This window comes from Chryseobacterium sp. JUb7 (assembly GCF_024806495.1).
Classification (GTDB): Bacteria; Bacteroidota; Bacteroidia; order Flavobacteriales; family Weeksellaceae; genus Chryseobacterium.
Window position 1 is genome coordinate 274,112 of record NZ_JANUFF010000001.1, and the last position, 17,971, is coordinate 292,082.

The 17,971-nt window shown below is 35.0% G+C and carries 22 protein-coding genes; 4 read left to right on the plus strand and 18 right to left on the minus strand.

What is annotated here, in order from left to right:
- The first annotated feature begins 94 nt into the window (after positions 1-94).
- Positions 95-1,057, plus strand: coding sequence for a hypothetical protein (locus tag M2373_RS01260; protein WP_259106602.1), 963 nt, complete (start codon positions 95-97; stop codon positions 1,055-1,057).
- A gap of 149 nt (positions 1,058-1,206) precedes the next feature.
- On the opposite strand, the gene M2373_RS01265 is transcribed toward M2373_RS01260, so the two are convergent.
- The 17 genes from M2373_RS01265 to M2373_RS01345 all read right to left on the minus strand — a co-directional run bounded on the left by M2373_RS01265 (position 1,207) and on the right by M2373_RS01345 (position 14,661).
- On the minus strand, positions 1,207-1,764 hold the full coding sequence (locus M2373_RS01265; protein WP_259106604.1) for a DUF4256 domain-containing protein: 558 nt from the start codon (positions 1,762-1,764) through the stop codon (positions 1,207-1,209).
- Positions 1,765-1,797: 33 nt separating this feature from the next.
- A complete protein-coding gene (locus tag M2373_RS01270; protein ID WP_259106605.1) occupies positions 1,798-2,184 on the minus strand; it encodes a DoxX family protein in 387 nt (128 codons plus the stop codon).
- A 9-nt stretch (positions 2,185-2,193) separates the two neighbouring features.
- On the minus strand, positions 2,194-2,772 hold the full coding sequence (locus M2373_RS01275) for a YdeI family protein (protein ID WP_259106607.1): 579 nt from the start codon (positions 2,770-2,772) through the stop codon (positions 2,194-2,196).
- A 62-nt stretch (positions 2,773-2,834) separates the two neighbouring features.
- The gene (locus M2373_RS01280; RefSeq protein WP_259106609.1) at positions 2,835-3,311 is read right to left on the minus strand and encodes an SRPBCC domain-containing protein; all 477 of its coding nucleotides are present in this window, start codon (positions 3,309-3,311) and stop codon (positions 2,835-2,837) included.
- A gap of 5 nt (positions 3,312-3,316) precedes the next feature.
- Positions 3,317-3,640 carry a helix-turn-helix transcriptional regulator gene (locus M2373_RS01285; protein WP_259106611.1) on the minus strand — a complete coding sequence of 108 codons (324 nt, stop codon included), beginning with the start codon at positions 3,638-3,640 and terminating at the stop codon, positions 3,317-3,319.
- Between the two features lie 114 nt (positions 3,641-3,754).
- A complete protein-coding gene (locus M2373_RS01290) occupies positions 3,755-4,624 on the minus strand; it encodes a DMT family transporter (protein ID WP_259106614.1) in 870 nt (289 codons plus the stop codon).
- Between the two features lie 417 nt (positions 4,625-5,041).
- Positions 5,042-5,758 carry a hypothetical protein gene (locus tag M2373_RS01295; protein WP_259106616.1) on the minus strand — a complete coding sequence of 239 codons (717 nt, stop codon included), beginning with the start codon at positions 5,756-5,758 and terminating at the stop codon, positions 5,042-5,044.
- Between the two features lie 4 nt (positions 5,759-5,762).
- On the minus strand, positions 5,763-6,494 hold the full coding sequence (locus tag M2373_RS01300) for a hypothetical protein (protein WP_259106619.1): 732 nt from the start codon (positions 6,492-6,494) through the stop codon (positions 5,763-5,765).
- Positions 6,495-6,766: 272 nt separating this feature from the next.
- On the minus strand, positions 6,767-7,729 hold the full coding sequence (locus tag M2373_RS01305; protein WP_409013177.1) for an alpha/beta hydrolase: 963 nt from the start codon (positions 7,727-7,729) through the stop codon (positions 6,767-6,769).
- Positions 7,730-7,806: 77 nt separating this feature from the next.
- Positions 7,807-8,796: a carboxymuconolactone decarboxylase family protein gene (locus tag M2373_RS01310; protein ID WP_259106623.1), complete on the minus strand. Its 990-nt coding sequence runs from the start codon at positions 8,794-8,796 to the stop codon at positions 7,807-7,809.
- 62 nt (positions 8,797-8,858) lie between these two features.
- Positions 8,859-9,287: a cupin domain-containing protein gene (locus M2373_RS01315; protein WP_259106626.1), complete on the minus strand. Its 429-nt coding sequence runs from the start codon at positions 9,285-9,287 to the stop codon at positions 8,859-8,861.
- Between the two features lie 97 nt (positions 9,288-9,384).
- On the minus strand, positions 9,385-9,948 hold the full coding sequence (locus M2373_RS01320; protein WP_259106628.1) for a DapH/DapD/GlmU-related protein: 564 nt from the start codon (positions 9,946-9,948) through the stop codon (positions 9,385-9,387).
- A gap of 103 nt (positions 9,949-10,051) precedes the next feature.
- Positions 10,052-10,873, minus strand: coding sequence for an AraC family transcriptional regulator (locus M2373_RS01325; RefSeq protein ID WP_259106630.1), 822 nt, complete (start codon positions 10,871-10,873; stop codon positions 10,052-10,054).
- Positions 10,874-10,963: 90 nt separating this feature from the next.
- Positions 10,964-11,473, minus strand: coding sequence for an NrtR DNA-binding winged helix domain-containing protein (locus M2373_RS01330; RefSeq protein WP_259106632.1), 510 nt, complete (start codon positions 11,471-11,473; stop codon positions 10,964-10,966).
- A gap of 102 nt (positions 11,474-11,575) precedes the next feature.
- Positions 11,576-12,616 carry an alpha/beta hydrolase gene (locus M2373_RS01335; RefSeq protein ID WP_259106635.1) on the minus strand — a complete coding sequence of 347 codons (1,041 nt, stop codon included), beginning with the start codon at positions 12,614-12,616 and terminating at the stop codon, positions 11,576-11,578.
- Positions 12,617-12,640: 24 nt separating this feature from the next.
- Positions 12,641-13,780: an aldo/keto reductase gene (locus tag M2373_RS01340; protein ID WP_259106637.1), complete on the minus strand. Its 1,140-nt coding sequence runs from the start codon at positions 13,778-13,780 to the stop codon at positions 12,641-12,643.
- Between the two features lie 32 nt (positions 13,781-13,812).
- Positions 13,813-14,661, minus strand: a complete 849-nt coding sequence (locus M2373_RS01345; RefSeq protein ID WP_259106639.1) for an aldo/keto reductase — start codon at positions 14,659-14,661, stop codon at positions 13,813-13,815.
- Between the two features lie 185 nt (positions 14,662-14,846).
- On the opposite strand from M2373_RS01345, the gene M2373_RS01350 reads away from it, so the two are divergent.
- Complete coding sequence (locus M2373_RS01350) at positions 14,847-15,743, plus strand: AraC family transcriptional regulator (RefSeq protein WP_259106641.1); 897 nt, start codon at positions 14,847-14,849, stop codon at positions 15,741-15,743.
- Between the two features lie 52 nt (positions 15,744-15,795).
- On the opposite strand, the gene M2373_RS01355 is transcribed toward M2373_RS01350, so the two are convergent.
- Positions 15,796-16,551, minus strand: coding sequence for an SDR family NAD(P)-dependent oxidoreductase (locus tag M2373_RS01355; protein ID WP_259106643.1), 756 nt, complete (start codon positions 16,549-16,551; stop codon positions 15,796-15,798).
- A gap of 108 nt (positions 16,552-16,659) precedes the next feature.
- On the opposite strand from M2373_RS01355, the gene M2373_RS01360 reads away from it, so the two are divergent.
- Positions 16,660-17,022, plus strand: coding sequence for a helix-turn-helix domain-containing protein (locus tag M2373_RS01360; protein ID WP_259106645.1), 363 nt, complete (start codon positions 16,660-16,662; stop codon positions 17,020-17,022).
- A 105-nt stretch (positions 17,023-17,127) separates the two neighbouring features.
- On the plus strand, positions 17,128-17,808 hold the full coding sequence (locus M2373_RS01365; RefSeq protein ID WP_259106648.1) for a LexA family transcriptional regulator: 681 nt from the start codon (positions 17,128-17,130) through the stop codon (positions 17,806-17,808).
- Positions 17,809-17,971 lie beyond the last annotated feature (163 nt).

A 17,971-nucleotide genomic window follows, 5' to 3' on the forward strand; every position in this document is an offset into this window, starting at 1 on the left:
ATTGATTTTATTAATTCGACAGGCTTTTAACATGAGCATAAAATAAAATTTAGGCATGAAAAATGATAAACTATTCTTCAAACAATTCACAACTATGAAAAAGTTACTTAAAATTACTTTTTTTGCTTTCTTTATTTTAGGATTTAATTTCTCAAAGGCTGAAACTCCACAGAACTATATTTATACATCCTCGGGAGATCTTCAGAAAATCGAAAAGATGATAACCCGAAAAGATATTGGCGGCGTTCAGATTGTTTATAACTGGAGGTCACTGGAAACAGCGAAAGATACTTATGATTTTTCAAGAATAGAAAAAGATCTTGAATATCTTACAAAGTTAAACAGAAAACTGTTTATTCAGCTTCAGGATCGTTTCTTTGAACCTCAGGCCAGGTATATTCCTGATTACATTCTTAATGGAAAAGAGTATAACGGCGGATTGGTACCTCAATACGACAATCCCGGTGAAAATAAACCGGTTGGAAACGGATGGGTAACCCAGCAATGGAATCCTGCAGTTCGGCAAAGGTATCAGAAGCTGATTGAGGAGCTTGCTAAAAAGTTTGACGGTAAAATTCAGGGCATCAATTTGCCCGAAACAGCGATTGATATCGATATGAAGCGTGATAAAACGGGCTTCAGCTGTGATAAATATTTTCAGGCTGAATTGGATAATTTAAAATTTGCAAGAAACGCCTTTAAAAAATCATATGTTTTACAATATGTCAATTTTTTTCCTTGTGAATGGGAAAATGATCATCAATATATGTCCAGACTTTTTGATTTTGCCAACAAAAATAATATAGGATTGGGAGGACCGGATATTGTTCCGGATAAAAATGCTCAAATGAAAAATTCCTATCCATTTTTTAATAAATATAAAGGAAAACTTCCATTGATCGCAATGGCTGTTCAGGAACCTACACTAACCTACAAGAATCCAAAAACTAAAAAACCCTTTACCAAAGAGGAATTTGTAAACTATGCGGAAAATTATCTTGGCGTAAATATCATATTCTGGAGTGTAGAATCTCCATGGTTAAAGCAATCAAAGTAATTGATTTACGATAAAATTTTCTCTTTCGGATTTGACACATAGAGCGGATGTTTCACTTTTATAAAACTTATTCATAATCATCTGCTTTATCTGTCAAATCCGCGGGAGTAATAAAAAGGGTCATAAGCTGTCTTATGATCCTTTATTTTTTATACTTTTAAAACCCCTCGAAATCCTCTGGCTGCATAATAGGAATCTGCCCCGTTGTGATACATGAAAACAGTATTATACCGCCTGTCACAGAATATGGCACCTCCGAGTTCCCGTATATTTACTGGAGTTTTCACCCAACTTGAGGTTTTAAGGTCAAACTTTCCTAATTCCTGGAGTTGTCTGTATTGATCTTCTGATAACAGCTCGATTCCCATTTCTGAAGCTTTATCAATTACATTATTTTCAGGCTTATTGGCTTTCCTGGCTTCCCAGGCTTGATAATCGTAGCAGAGACTTCTGCGTTTTGGGCTCTCCGCGGAGCAGTCAAAGAAGATATATTCGTCCGTTTTTTTATCATATCCTACCACATCAGGCTCGCCCTCTGTTTCTTCCATCTCATTTAAAGACCAGATCTTGTCGGTATTTTTCTCCAGTTTAGTCTGAATTTTTTCCCAGTCTAAGTCTTTATGACGATTCATATTTTTTTCAAAACGGGCTTTTAAAACTTTTAAAAGTTCTGTGCTTTGTTCTGCGGTCAGTTTCTTTTTGCTCATATCAAATTTTGTTTAAGGTTTGGTAAAATTAATTCAAATTTTTCTGTCTGCAGGTCGAAAATACCACGAAATGATGACTAAAATTAACAATAAAACTGCCGGAAAAGTCTTTCCAATCGGATCTCCGACAATCAAGTGAGAAATTACGGCTCCGGACATCACGAAAAAAAATCCTGCATATGCCCATTCTTTTAACAAAGGTAATTTTGGGATAAGAACAGCAATGACTCCCAATACTTTCCAGATTCCTATGATGGTCATTAAATAAAGAGGATATCCCAAAGTGGTAAAATTGGCAATCTCATCTTTATTTTTCATTAATTGAACAATGGCTGTTGAGACCATTCCCAATGACATCCATAAGGTAAAAACCCAATAGATGATTTTATTTCTTTTCTGTAATTTATTTTGTGTTTCCATGATAATGTATTAATCGTTTATACCTTTGCCTTCTAAGATATCGGGAATATGTTTTTCTATTCTGGCTTCTTTTGTTTTTGTCTGTTTAGCTGATGAGAAATAGAGTAGGTAAGCCCTCTGTCTTCCGGGAGTTAAGGCTTCAAATGCGTCTTTTAATTCTGAATTTTCGTTAAGCTTATTTTGAAACTCTGCCGGTATTTCAAACTCTCTGGTCTTTTTCATCTGAACTTTAGCACCAGATTCTTCAATTTCAACAGCCTGAAATATGTATTCCTTAATCTCTTTTTCTAAATGAGTAATCTGTTGTAAATCTGTAAACCGAACCTGCCTTGCTGCCTGTACATTTTCAGTTTGTTGAATTAAAATATTTTCGGGATCTTTCATTAAGGCGCCTTTGAAAAAGAGTAGTGCACAATATTCTTTAAATCCATGAATTAAGAAAATATTTTTTCCTTCGTAGGTATAGCATGGACATCCCCATTTCAAATCTTCTGTCAATTCTGTATCCAGAGCGATTGCCCTTAATTTTTCAAATTCTTTTTGCCATTGATTGGCTTTATCAAAGAAAAAATCAACTTTTGTGTTCATAGCTTAAGTGAGTAATAAGTAGTTGGAAATGAGTGATATTTGTGTCATTTAAAAACTAAAATCTAATTTCTAGCTTCTAATTTCTGAATAATTTCCTGTAATCTATTGTGAGCCATATTGATACCTTGTGCAAAAGGTAATTTCAGCATCTGATCTCTGAAATCTACAGATTTATAAATCGTATGAATGGTAATTCTGCTGGTTTCATTAGTCAGTTTTTCAAATTCCAAAAACTCCATCTGTGCGGGGAAGGGTGTATTTTCCATCTGAAAAGTTCTTATAATGCTCTGATCGGGAATAAGCTCATGAATTGTTCCGTTTGCACTGAAAACAATGTCTCCCTGAGGATTTGAGGTTTCAAACTTATAGCTCCCATGTTGTTTGTTTTCGAATTTTATCACTTTTGTTCCCATCCATTGTTCAAAAAGTTCGGCTTCCGTATAAGCTTTAAACAAAAGATGAACAGGAAGATCAAATTCTCTGATAATAAAGATTTCCTGCTTTCCGTCTTCAGCATGAATTTTTGTTTTTAGTTCCATAATTTCTATTTTTTTGATTGGTATTTTTTCATAATATCTTCAAGTTTATTGAACCTGTCATCCCACATTTGTCTGAAAGGTTCGATGAAGTCGGCGATTTCTTTCATTTTACTCGGGTTTAAGTGATAAATAATTTCTCTACCGTTTTGTTCGGGTTTTAGCAATTCACATTCAGTGAGAATCTGCAAATGCTTTGAGACGGTGGGTCTTGCGGTATCAAAATTCGAAGCTATTGCACCGGCAGTCATTGACTGAGCTGCCACCAGCATAAGAATAGATCTTCTTGTAGGATCTGCAATTGCCTGAAAAACATCTCTTCTTAAATTCATTATGTAGTTATTTGACTACAAATTTAAATGAAGTTATTTAACTACACAAGTTTTAAGTGAATTTTTTAATAAAAAAGCCTCCTTAAAAAATTGCAGGAGGCTCAGAATATAGAATTATGGTTTTTTCTTAATAGAAATAAAGGTTTGCAAAATGACTGAAATCATAATAATAAGAAGACCTATATAAAAGGAGAGATTAACCTGCTTGCTTTCATCAAAAAACAAGAAAGCCATGATAATTGCATAGACAGGCTCCAGATTAAAGCTTAAATTTACAGTGAAAGCGGGGATTTTCTTTAAAATTTCAGTAAATATAACATATAGTCCGACTGTACAAAATAAAGCCAATAAAAGCAGATAAAAAGCATCTTTTGTAGTAGGGATCAATGTTTCAGAGGGGAAGAAGTATAAATAAACTGGTAGGAGAGCACCAAGACAGAGAGTTCCAGCCAGCATTTGATAATAATTAATGATTTTGCTATCAAAATCATTGACCAGGCGGCTGTTATAAATGGTATAAAGTGCCGCAAATGCCGATGAAATCACGCCAATTGCAATTCCGACCTGATAAGAAGTGTCAAAATGAAAGATTAAGCTGATTCCGGCTAATGTAAGAGTGCTTAAAAATAATTCCGATAGCTTAAATGGCTGTTTGTCGATTAATGGTTTAAAAATGGCCGTAAAAAAGCTTGTCAGACAATAGCAAACGACGCCGATGGAAATATTGGAATATTTGATGCTGGCATAAAACAAAACCCAATGCATGGTTATTAATAAACCAACTTTTCCGATTTTCAGTTTTTCTGTACGGTTTGTTGAATCATTAGTTTTAAATATTTTTAGAACAAAAAATAAAATAACTGCTGAAAAGAAAACCCTATACCAGGTTAATAAGCCTTCATTAAGAGAAATCAGTTTACCGAATACGCCTGTGAATCCAGCCAGAATTACGGCAAGATGTAATAATAAGTATGATTTTTTCATGTGAGAATGAACTGTATGTATAAATGATTTGTAAATAATATTATATCGAAATCTGAAGCATTAGAAAATAACCGATAAATAAATTTATCAGTATAAATACTTCAAACGAATTTGAAAATATTAAATCATTGGTGGAGAAATACAGCTCGCTTGGATCATAATTATTTTGAATAGACTCAAATATACTAAAAAAGACAGAATTATAAGGTATATTCTCTCTTTCTTGTAAAAACATAAAAGTCCTATAATTTATATTATGTTAAATTGAATATCTACCAGTTTTTCTTTTTGAAGGGCTTTCTAATTTAGACTATGATAAAAAATGCCCTGTCAGTCTATCTGCAGGACATTTGGAAAGATATATTTTTTATTTGTGCCTTAAGTATAACTTTTGTTTGATTTCCAATAATTTCCAGATTATTTTAATAAAACTAAAGTGAAGCCATTTTGCCCGATATTATTACGGCTATTGTAAGTTGAACAGCCACCTCCTCTTCGAACAAGCATATAATAAGTTCCTGCCTGTAAGTAGGCAATACTTGAGGAATATATAAAATCGAATGCGCCAACACCTCCTGGGAAATGGGCATCTAAGGAATATACAAGGTTTGTAGGAGTTGAAGGGCTTGTACTTAGATTATAAGCGACAAGAGGGCTACAGCCAACCGGTGATTTGTCTCCAATGAATCGAGGGCTTATAGCATAATACCCCGGTATTGTAACAGTAGCATTAGCTCCCAGATATGTTGCTGTAGTACCTACAGGAAGTAAGCTTCCCGCATTAGAATCAATGACTATAGCCGGGGAAGTATTTTGCCAGGTACCGATTCCGTTTGCATCTGATACAAGTATTTTATTGTTTCCCTGGGTGCCATCTGAAATTTTTACAGCCCCTGAAGTTGATCTAAATATGTCTAATTTCGTAGAAGGATTAGTAGTACCTACCCCTAAGTTTCCGTTTAATGTAACGATTAGATCATTAGTTTGTTGGGATGCTGTCGGACTTCCGGTATTCGGATTATCTCTAGCAGCATCAATATGAAAAGGACCTTGAGGATTTCCTGTTTGAACGCCAACCTGACCCAATATAACAGTAGAACATAATAATGCCCCTAAAATAACAGTATTTTTCATGCTTTTATTTTAGTAAAGTTAGGGTAAAACTGTTTTGTGATGCTGTATTTCGGCTTACATGTGAGGTACATTGTGAAACTGCACCATATCTTACCAGCATATAATAAGTTCCGGCATTAAGATAAGCTACATTGGTAGAATATATAAAATTATTGTTACCAATCGTAGATGCAAAGTGAGCTTCCTGTAATGGAAATGCCGGATTGACCAAACTTGTTGTACTGGTACTCAAATTATAGGCGATAAAACCAGAACAGTTGGCCGGAGCGAAATCTGTAATCAATCTTGGACTGATCAGATAATATCCCGGAATCGTTACTGTAGCAGCAGATCCCAGCCAGACAAGATTTCCTCCGATTGTTACAGCACTACCCGTTGTAGAAGTAATAACAACCGATGGTGAAGTATTTTGCCAAGTAGCTACTCCATTAGCATCTGATACTAAAATCTTACCATTACCTTGTGTACCGTCTGTTATTTTGAGTGCTCCGGGAGTAGAACTTACAATGTCCAGTTTTGTAGAAGGAGTGTTTGTGCCTATTCCTAGATTTCCAGTTGACGTTACAACTACATCATTAGCCTGTTGCGAAGCAGATGGTATTCCTGTAGCAGGATTGTCTCTGGCGCCGTCGATATGGAAAGTAGCTTGTGGATTGGATGTTTGGATGCCAATTTGTGCGGTCAAGTTTTTACTTCCAAGAGCTAATAGAAATAGTGTAATGATTATTTTTTTCATGTAGTAGTTATAAGCTTATTTGCATTATTGTATAACTTTTATACAATTTGCTCTAAAACTAATTTCAGTATATAGTTTTTTACGCGGCAAATATAATTATAACTATTGAAAAAAAATCATTAAAAAATAATTTATGTATTAATATTTTTGTTAAATGTAGTTAATATATGAAATTTTTAAATAATGTAATCGATTGTTATTAATCATAAATTTAAAAAAAAATAAAAAACCTTCTTTAACTCATTTAAAGAAGGTTTTTGTAAAATTTAATTCTATTTTAAATTCTCACTAAAGAAGCTTTCCAGTTTATCAAAAGGAATAATATCAACTTTGTCATATAAGTCTACGTGAACAGCTTTTGGAATAATCATTAATTCTTTTGGTTCGGCAGCCATTTTGTAAATATCTTCACTAAAATATCTTGAATGAGCATTTTCTCCGGCAATAATCAAAATTGGTCTGGGCGAAATTTCTTTAATATAAGTCAGAATTGGCATATTCATTAAAGAGAATCCGCTGGTTGCCGCCCAGGCTCCGTTTGAATTGACGGAACGCTCATGGAAACCTCTCGGAGTTCTGTAATAATCAAAATAGTCTTTAATGAATTGTGGCTCATCTCCTTTCAATTTTTCTGCATTGGAGCGAGGTCCCGAGGCGGTTGTTCCGGATTCTGCATCTTTCCAACGTTGCTGGCTCATTTGCTCCAATGTTTTTGTACGTTCTTCCAAAGTGACTTTGTCATAATATCCTTTCGAAGCAACTCTTGGAATATCGTACATGCTTGTGGTTGCCACTGCTTTTACACGTTTGTCGACCGCTGTTGCATTCAAAGCAAAACCTCCAAAACCACAAATTCCGATGATCCCGATTTTATTTCTGTCTACGTTTTTCTGGAGTCCTAAAAAATCCACCGCAGCACTAAAATCTTCTGTATTAATATCTGAAGACGCAATATTACGAGGTTCTCCTCCACTTTCTCCCGTGTAAGACGGATCGAAAGCGATAACAGCAAAACCTCTTTCCGCCATCTGATTGGCATACAAACCCGAAGACTGTTCTTTTACAGCTCCAAAAGGTCCACTGATTGCCAAAGCTGATAATTTCTGATCACCTGCATTTTTCGGAAGATATAAATCTCCGGATAATGCGATTCCATAACGGTTTTTGAAGGTAACTTTCTGACGACTCACTTTGTCGCTTAATGTAAATGTATAATGTTCTGCGGTATTGCTCATTTTTACTGATTTTGACTGACTAAATCCCTTTTGTGAAAATAAAAGCATCGCAGTAAGTGATAGTAATTTTATGTTTTTCATTTTAATTTTTTAAATACTCCAAGCATCACTTCCTTGTCTACAGCATTCATTTCTACAAGTTTTAATGATTTTACCATTTTTAAAGTTGTTGTTTTATAGTGTTGGAAATGAGAAGATTGCAAGTGGGAGTTATAGGTAGTTTTATCAGCATAAATTTCAACGATGCGTATTTGTAAGGGATTTTCCTGTTGGTACATCGGGAAAATTGCAATGACTCCTTTTTCTTTTTCTACAGATGCTTCGGCATTTTCTTTCAATATCCTTTTGTATTCTTCAAGATATTCAGGAACGATTTCGATTTCAGCGATGCGAACCATCATATCAGGTTCTGTAATCGATTTTAAGGGTTTAGAAATAATCTTACGAATTGTATTTGCCTGCGTTTTACTGACCGTATTTTCAATTAAATCGGCAGTCTGCACCAATTGTTCTTCTGTAATTCCCATATTTTTTCCAATGCCGATATGCGACTGTAGTTGTGCTTCTACCCCATCTAATGAAGCCAATGCAGAGATTGTGACCAATTCTCTTTGCTTAAAATTTAATACATCACTCGCGAAAATATCTGCGAACAGATGTTCCTTCAAAAAAACATCAATTCGTGGTGCAAATTCTCCAAATCCCGGAGCAGGCTTGGCTTGAGGAGTTTTTGTTAATGCTTCCAAAACCTTTCTGCCTTGTTCATATTTATCCGGTGGATTGTTTTCTACAACAATTTTCTTTCCTTCTTGGTCATTAATTCCTTTTGCTTTTCTTTCTTCTAAAACCTTTTTAAAAGTATTGATCGCATTCAGACTTCTTGGAAAACCGCAGTAAGCGTAAAGTTGAGTCAGCATTTCTTTAATTTCATTGATGCTTAAACCATTGTCCAATCCTGCATTCAGTTGAATTTTAAGGTTTTCAATATTTCCTACAGCTGTCAATGATGAAATTTTAACAACACTTTGTTCCTGAGGATTTAACTCCATTCTATTTTGTGCATTCATACCGGGTGTCATTAAAGTGAACACAAAAAATATAATTCTAAGTTTCCACTTATTTATTTTCATTATTTCTTGATTTGGTTGTTGGCTTCATTGTAAATCTCGTCGGTAACGGGTTCAAGCCATGTATTTTCATTGGTTTTCGGATTGCCGGTTGTTGCAAGATGTGAGAACCAGCTTTTTGAAGTTGCGCCGTGCCAATGCTCCACATTAGGGGCAATTTCTACGACATCTCCCGGTTTTAAATGTCTGGCAGGCTTTCCTCTTTCCTGATACAAACCCTCACCGCCCACGACGATTAATAGCTGTCCTCCGGTATGGCTGTGCCAGTTGTTTCTGCTTCCGGGCTCAAATGTGACGTTTGATAAAGGAACATTCAAGTCACTATTTTTAGTTAACGCAGCAAGCCATGATTTACCTGTAAAATATTGAGCATAACCTACGTTTTCCTCTCCTGTAGGAAAATCACTGATGTTTGGAATTTCTGTATTCATTTTATTTTGACTTTTTAAAGCGCTGCACAACATTAGTGAAGAAAATAAGACACCAATGAGTGTAGCTTTTGTTAAATATTTTGATTTCATTTTTTATTTATAATTTGATGGTTTTGATGATTTTTGCGGGAATACCACCAACAATAGCATGGTCAGGAACATTTTTGGTAACCACTGCTCCAGCCGCAACAACGGCGTTTTCGCCAATCGTAACTCCCGGTAAAATAGTTGCATTAGCGCCAATCCATGCGTTATTTTTAATGTGAATCGATTTTCCGATTAATCCTTTTCTAAGGTTTGGATCTAAAGGATGATTTTCTGTAATGAGACTTACTTTTGGACCGATTAAAACGTCATCTTCAATGGTAATCCCTCCTAAATCAAGGAATGTACAATCAAAATTGATGAATACATTTTTTCCGATGCTTAAATTCTTCCCGTAATTAATATAAATTGGCGTGAACACCGTAAAATTTTCTGTTTCACTCCCAATTATTTCATTGAATATTTTTCGGACATCTTCATTATCCGAAGATTGATTCATCTTAATAAGTAAATCTCTGGTTTTGTAAGAAGCTTCCCGCAAAAGATGAATTTGGGAGTCATCCGGTAATATGGTTTCGCCATTTTTCAGCCTTTCAAAAATTGAACCCTCTTTCATTTTTCCTTTATTTTCTGATACAAAGTTAAAATGAAAGCCTTGCAATGATCTTTCTGCGAGGCTCAAATTAGTTTTCTCAAAAGCTCAGATTCCCAAATAAAAGTTAAATTTCAGAAGGTGCAAAGCCATATTGCTTTTTGAATGCAGTAGAAAAGTGAGAAGGATTTTTAAAACCGACTTCAAAATAGACATCATGAACTTTTTTACCGTCTTCTTTTAGTTTAATATAAGCCATTTCCAACCGTTTTTTCATCAGCCATTTTTGTGGAGTTAAACTGCTTACTTTTTTAAAATCTCTTTTAAAAGTTGCCAGACTTCGCCCTGTAAAAGATGCAATTTGCCCCATGGAAAGATCATCTGTATAATTGTCATTCAAAAACTCGAGAATATCGACTTTCCAGGGTTCTGCAAAATCAAATAAAATCGGGTAAAACTGCTCATTGCTATTTAATAATGCATAAATTCCTTCCAAAAGCTTCAGTTTTGTAATACTTTCCGTAGGTTTTATATTGCTGTCAAAGTATGGATTTAAAGATTGAAAAAGACTTGTAATCGCAGTGTCAGGATCTATTTTAAAAACATTTTGATCTGAGATTTTTACATTTTCAGGAATATCGGTTTTATTTAAATTACTGTAAAATTCACGTAAAATACTTCGTTTGAAAGTAAGAGAAATACCTTTGTATAAGTCTTTTCCTTTACCGTTTTTGTACATTTTAAGCCGATGATCCCGTCTTACCAAAGCGCAGTCTCCTGCTTTCAGTTTTATGGTTTTATTTCTGTCTTCAATAATTTGCTCTCCGGAATACAGATACACCAAAACATGCTCCGGAGTCGAATGGATACATTTTGTGCTCTCTTCTGAAAAGCAGGAAAGAAAAATCCCTGAATAACTTATTGTTTTTAAAGCTTCTATTTGTTCCATTTTGAAGTGATTTGATCTATTAAATTTAACAAAAATAATGATTGGATGGTTTTGGAACCTTTCTCTAAGGCTCAAATATTAATTGTTTTTTCAAAATATAAAACCGCCTTCTTTTACAAGATCAAAATATTTTTTATTAAAACGATATAAAACAGGCGATTTATAAGCTTGTCCTGTCTTTCTGATCCCCATTTTATCCAATATTTCCAATGACATCATTTTTCTGTAAAAATTTCCTCTAATCATTGGTTTTCCTGTAATAATTTCACAAACACTTTGCAGTTCCGGCATGGTAAAAACAGAGGAAAGAATGTGAAACAAAACCGATTCATGGGAAATATCTTTTTTGATTTGATTTAAAGCCGATCCAATAATAAAATACTCTTTATTTATAATGCTTTTCAAGTTTTGATCAACTCTGCTTACATTTTCTTTATCAAAATATTTTTCTTCTAAAAGCACATAAAAATCAGCAATAATTTCCTCGTTATTTATGGAATGAAAAGACATTTCTACAAGTTTATAAAAGTCTATTTTTTTAGTTGTGAATTTTGATAATAATCTATTAATTGTATCTTCAAAATTTTCATTTTCAAACAAATAATCTTTCAAAAGAATTGTATGAATGGTATTATCAAAATACGTAAATACGCTACATCGGATTAAAATTTTAAACTTTGAGATTTGCATTAATGTTTTAATCTAAAGATTCTTTCCGAAGAAATCCACGAGTTTTTTTACGGCCTGATTTACATATTCGGGCTTCCAATAAGTTTGTATGTGAGTTGCTCCGTCAATCACAAAAAGTTCTTTCGATTTGGCGTTAACAGCCTTTGGAAAAGCTTCACCCGTCATGTATTTTGTATCGGCTTTGCTTCCTGCGATCATTAATAAAGGCTGATTAATCAGATCCATATTCGCTGTGGCATCCCAAGTCATCAAGTCCAGCAAACTGCTCATGGTATACAAAAAAGTAGAATTCGGATGCGCATGGGTTTTGTAATAATAAACATAACCTTCCCTGTATAAATCGGTCGATATTTTATCAATATCTTCATCTTTAATATTGGCAACGCCTGCGTAGATCATTTTTCCTCCCGCAGCTTCCTGAGCACGAGCGTCCGAAGCCTGTTCCAATCGCTCCTGAATGGTGTTTAATGCTGAATTCTGAAAACCATTTCTTCGCACTTCACCGGAATTGAACATACTTAAGGTAGCAACTGCCTTCAATCTTTTATCAGACTGAACTGCTTTTAACGTATAACCGCCACCGCCGCAAATTCCAAATGCTCCCAAACGGTTGGCATCAACACCCGGATATCCGGAAATAAAGTCTGCCATTCCATGAATATCCTCAATTCTGAAAAAAGGCTTGTCAGTGTGACGCGGCTCACCGCCACTTGCTCCCTGATAGGCTGCATCAGCGGAAATACTGATATATCCGTTTTCGGCTAAACGCTGTGCATACAATCCGGCAGTTTGTTCTTTAACACCACCATTCGGGTGTGCCACAACTATTGCAGGATATTTTTTAGATGGATCATAATTGGCAGGCGTATAAACATTGGCTGAAATATCAATCCCATTGAGTTTGTAGGTAACCGGATGAATATTGACTTTCCCATTTATATTTTCTTTAATGGCATCAGCGTAGACCAAATCAAAAGGATTTTTTGTCTGAGCTGAAATTATCGTATTTGTAGTCATAATAATTGCTGTTAGGATTAATTTTATACTTTTCATATTCATTAATTTCAAAAAATTAAATTATTTTTTTTGTAAAGGCGCTTCTACATTTGAGTATTGTAAAACGGCTGCAGGCAGTCTTTCGCCTGATATTTTTATGGTATTCAATTCTTTATTGAATTCTTTCCATTCATCTGCTGAGAGTTTTACCGTTTCAGCTTTAGAATTTTCTAATAAATGCGCCATCTGGGTCGTTCCTGGAATGGGTACAATCCAAGGTTTTTGAGCTAAAAGCCAAGCCAATGAAATCTGTCCCGGTGTTACATTTTTCTTTATTGCCCATTTTTTAAGCATTTCAACTAAAGCCAGATTATTCAGTAGATTTTCTTTTGAAAAACGGCTTTCCACACCCCGGATATCTCCTGATGCAAAGTTGGTATTGGCATCTATTGCTCCTGTTAAAAATCCTACACCAAGAGGACTCCAGGGAACAAAACCAATTCCCAATTCCTCACAAAGCGGAATGATAGTTTCTTCGGGACCTCGCCATAACAATGAATATTCATTCTGAATCGCTGTTACCGGATGAATTGCTTGGGCTCTTCTTACCGTTTTCGCACCTGGTTCTGAAAGTCCGTAGTGCAAAACTTTTCCTTCATTGATCAAATCTTTAATTGTACCCACAACATCTTCAATCGGAACTTCCGGATCAACACGATGCTGAAAAAGTAAGTCGATACGATCGGTTCGGAGACGTTTTAACATCCCTTCCACAACGATTTTAATGTGATCAGGTTTGCTGTTCAGACCTGGCAAGCGTTTTCCTGTGCTCTGATCGATATTCCAGCCGAATTTTGTTTCAATAACAATTTCATGACGGAAAGAAGCGACCCCTTCACCCAGAATTTTTTCCACTTCAAATGGTCCGTAAGCTTCAGCGGCATCAAAAAGTGTAATGCCGTTATCAAAAGCTTTCCTTATAATATTATGCATTTCCGTACGGTTCGGAATTGTCGTCTGATAGGTACGGCTCATATTCTGAACGCCCAATCCGATAGCAGAAACTTCCAGCGATTTTCCAAGCTTTCTGCGACTGATTAATGTATCTTTATTAGTCGTATTAAAATTTTGAGTCGCTGCTTTAGCAAAAGAATCAAACGGCAACAAAGCTGTTCCGGCTGCTGCCAATCCAACAGTTTTTAAAATGTCTCTACGGTTCATATTAATGTATTTTGAGTGAAATTGTGAGTGTCTTAATCTAGTTTCCTTTCACTTAACCATTTTACCATATTGGGATCTCTGTGATCGAAAAACAGACTTGCATTGGTATCAAGGGTTTGAATGGTCTGCACATCTTCTGCGGTCAGTTTAAAATCAAAAATGTTGAAATTCTCTGCCATTCTTTCTTTACGGACTGATTTTGGAATGGCGATAACATTTCTTTGAATTAACCAGCGTAAAATAACCTGAGCGACTGATTTATTGTATTTTCCAGCAATCTCCGTTAATATTTCATTGTGAAAAATATTATTCTTTCCTTCCGCAAAAGGTCCCCACGATTGAATCTGCACTTTATTTGTCTCCAAAAACTGCTGAGTCTCGATTTGCTGATGAAAAGGATGCGTTTCTATCTGATTAATTGCCGGAGTAAATCCGCTGTTGGCTATCAGATCTGCAATTCTGTCCGGATGAAAATTTGCAACACCGATCGCTCTTATTTTTCCTTGATAGTATAATTCCTGCATTGCTCTCCATGAACCGAAAATATCTCCGTAAGGCTGATGAATAAGATATAAATCCAAATAATCGAGTTGAAGTTTATGTAAGGAATTTTCAAAAGCTTTTAAAGTGTTTTCGTATCCCGTATCCTGAACCCAAAGTTTGGTGGTAATAAAAAGTTCTTCTCTTGGAATTCCGCTATTTTTAATGGCATTTCCGACCGCTTTTTCATTACCGTAAGAAGCTGCTGTGTCAATTAATCGGTATCCTTTTTCAATAGCATCGATAACTGCCTGTTCGCATTCTTTCGGATCCGGAATCTGAAATACACCAAAGCCTAAGATGGGCATTTCCAATCCGTTATTTAAAGTTATATTTTGCATAATTTTAAATTTATTTTGTAATTAAATTTTGTTTTGAATAATTTCTTATGCAAAGTTCTCCATTGATGACGGAGCTGTTGGTATACGGATTACGGCTTTTATAACCAATATTACGGATAATGCGGTACGGGCTTTACTCTGAGAATTTTAATCAGTAATTTTACATCACCGAAAAGAATAAAATAATGAGTAAGGTAGTTAATTTTGAAACCGTTGATGATTATAATCGTTTTAATAATCACGAGACGTTGCATCCTTTAGTGAGTGTTCTGGATTTCTCCAAAGCTCATATAAGAACGGGCTCTAAAATGAATTTTAACCTGTACTGTATTTTTCTTAAAGATGTAAAATGCGGCGATTTAAAATATGGAAGAGCAACATACGATTATCAGGAAGGGACTTTGGTTTTTGTATCACCGGGACAGATTCTGGATGTTGAAAATAAAACAGATCCTTACCAGCCAATGGGACACGGATTGGTTTTTCATCCGGATTTGATTAAAGGAACTTCATTGGCAAGGGCTATGCAGGAATATAATTTTTTCAGTTATAATACCAATGAGGCGCTGCATCTTTCAGCTAAAGAACGTCAGTTAATTCTCGATCTTCTGACTATTATTAATACCGAACTTCAGCAATCTGTGGATAAACACAGCAAAAAACTAATCGCGTCCAATATTGAACTGTTTTTTAATTATTGTGAACGTTTTTATGACCGTCAATTCATCACCCGTGAAAATGTAAACAAAGGAATTTTAGAAAGATTTGAAAATTTATTGAATACCTATTTTTCATCAGATAAACCCCTCACTGTTGGCTTACCTTCTGTTGCTTATTGTGCTGATGAACTGCATCTTTCACCTAATTATTTTGGAGATTTAATAAAAAAAGAAACCGGAAAAACGGCTCAGGAATATATTCAGAATAAAATTATTGATGTTGCGAAGGAAAGAGTTTTTAATATTGATAAATCTATTGCGCAAATTGCTTATGATCTGGGATTTAAATATCCGCAGCATTTTATCAGGCTGTTCAAGCAGAGAACTGGTGTTACTCCCAATGAATTTAGAAATTTGAACTAAAAAGCCTCTTTCAAATTGCTTTAAAAGAGGCTTAATTGATAAAAATATTTAATTAAAATCCGAAAACTCCGCCTGAAACGGAAATTAATTCTCCCGTAATCCATCCTGCATCATCCGAAGCGATGAAAACAACCGCTTTTGCAATGTCATCGGGTTGACCAGTACGTCCTAAAGGTGTATTGGAAACGAATTTTGCCTCGGCTTCACTGCCAATAAATCCGGCTGCTGTAGATCCTTCCGTCTCAACAATACCCGGTAAAATAGAATTGATACGGATATTTCTTCCGCTGAATTCTTTAGACAAAGCAACCGTTAAGGCATCCATAGCTGTTTTTGTAGCGGAATAAACTGATCCAGTCGGAAGTGGCGATTTGCTTGCTCCTGAACTGATATTAATGATATTTCCGCCATTCTCTCCAAATAATTTCAACGATTCCTGAATTGCAAAAATAGATCCTAAAACATTAATATTAAATTGATTATGGAAAGACTCTTCTGTGATTTGCTCTACGGGTAAATAATCATAAATTCCTGCGTTGTTCACCAATACATCCAAGCCTCCGAATGCATTTTTTGTTTCTTCAAAAAGTCGGATCACATCTTCTTTTTTGGAAACATCTCCCTGTATCGCAACAGCTTCTCCTCCATTGTCGGTGATCGCTTTTACCACTTTATCGGCACCTTCTTTACTGGATGCATAATTTACGACTACTTTTGCTCCTTCTGCAGCAAAATGTTTGGCAATTGCGGCTCCGATTCCTTTTGAAGCTCCTGTTATTACTGCTATTTTGTTTATTAATTTACTCATTGTTTTTTATTTACTTAAAGTTTGCGATGCAAAGTTATATCAGAGAAATTTATTTTGGTAACTTTGTTACGAAAAGTAACAGTAACCTCGAAGTAACAACATAACAATATGGTAACTACGGAATGCGCAAACCGCGAAGAAAAGCAGCATAAAAAGGAAATGATGGCCGTTCAGGATTCAATGGATGTGCTGAGCGGAAAGTGGAAAATATCCATCCTTTCTTCGGTCTGCTATTATAATAAGAGACGATTTTCTGATATTTTAAATGATGTAGAAGGTATTTCAAACAAAATGTTGAGTAAAGAATTGAAGGAACTTGAATTCAATAAACTGGTTAAGAGAACTGTTTTGGATACGCATCCTGTTACCGTTCAGTATGAACTTACAGCGCACGGCTTGACTTTAAAAACCATCATTGATAATCTTGTGGAATGGGGAATTCAGCACAGAAAAGAAATTATCGGAAGCTGATTTTTATTAAAAATGGCTCAAATACTGCTTTTACAGGTGTTTTTTATCCACAATCTATATTAAAAACATGAAACAATTTGTACTTTTACATTCTAATTTTAAATAATGTCAATTTTTTCAGATAACATACGACTTTTGCGAGGGAAATTAGGAAAAACCCAACGTGAATTGTCTCAACAAATTACCATAACAACTTCAAGATATATTTCATATGAAAGTGGCAGGTCTAAACCTCCTGTTGATATATTAATCAGAATTTCCAGATTATTTCATGTCAGTATTGATCTTTTATTATCAGTAGATTTAAGAAAATATCCTTTGGAGGATATGCTTAAACTTCCGGATAATAGAATCGTATTACCTGTTGTAGTAGATCAGAATGGAAATGAAAGTATAGAAATTGTCCCCCAGAAAGCTACAATGGGCTATCTGAGAGGTTATAGCGATCCCGAATATATTGAGAGCCTGGAGAGAATTTCGCTTCCATTTCTGAAAAATGGAAAGTTCAGGGCCTTTCCTGCCGACGGAGATTCTATGCCTCCGTTTAAAGACGGTTCTTTTATTATCGGAAAATATATGGAGGGCATCAATGATTTAAAATCCGGAAATACATATGTTTTTATTACGTTAAATGACGGAATTACCTACAAACGTTTAAAAGCAAAAAACAGCAGTTCCATCACTGTTGCTGCTGATAATACATTTTATGAGCCCTACGATATTCCTTTTGAAGAGATTGTAGAAGTATGGCAATATGCATCAGGGATTTTTCCGGAAGATTTTTAATTCTACATAAAGTAATCTCAAAATAAAAACCGAAGATAAAAATTTCTTCGGTTAAAATTTTTTCTGATATTTTTATAATATTGATTTTCAATACATATTAATTCTAGTCTTCGACAGGCTCAGACTGACAAACCTAATACTAAATGTATGATTTAACGGTGTC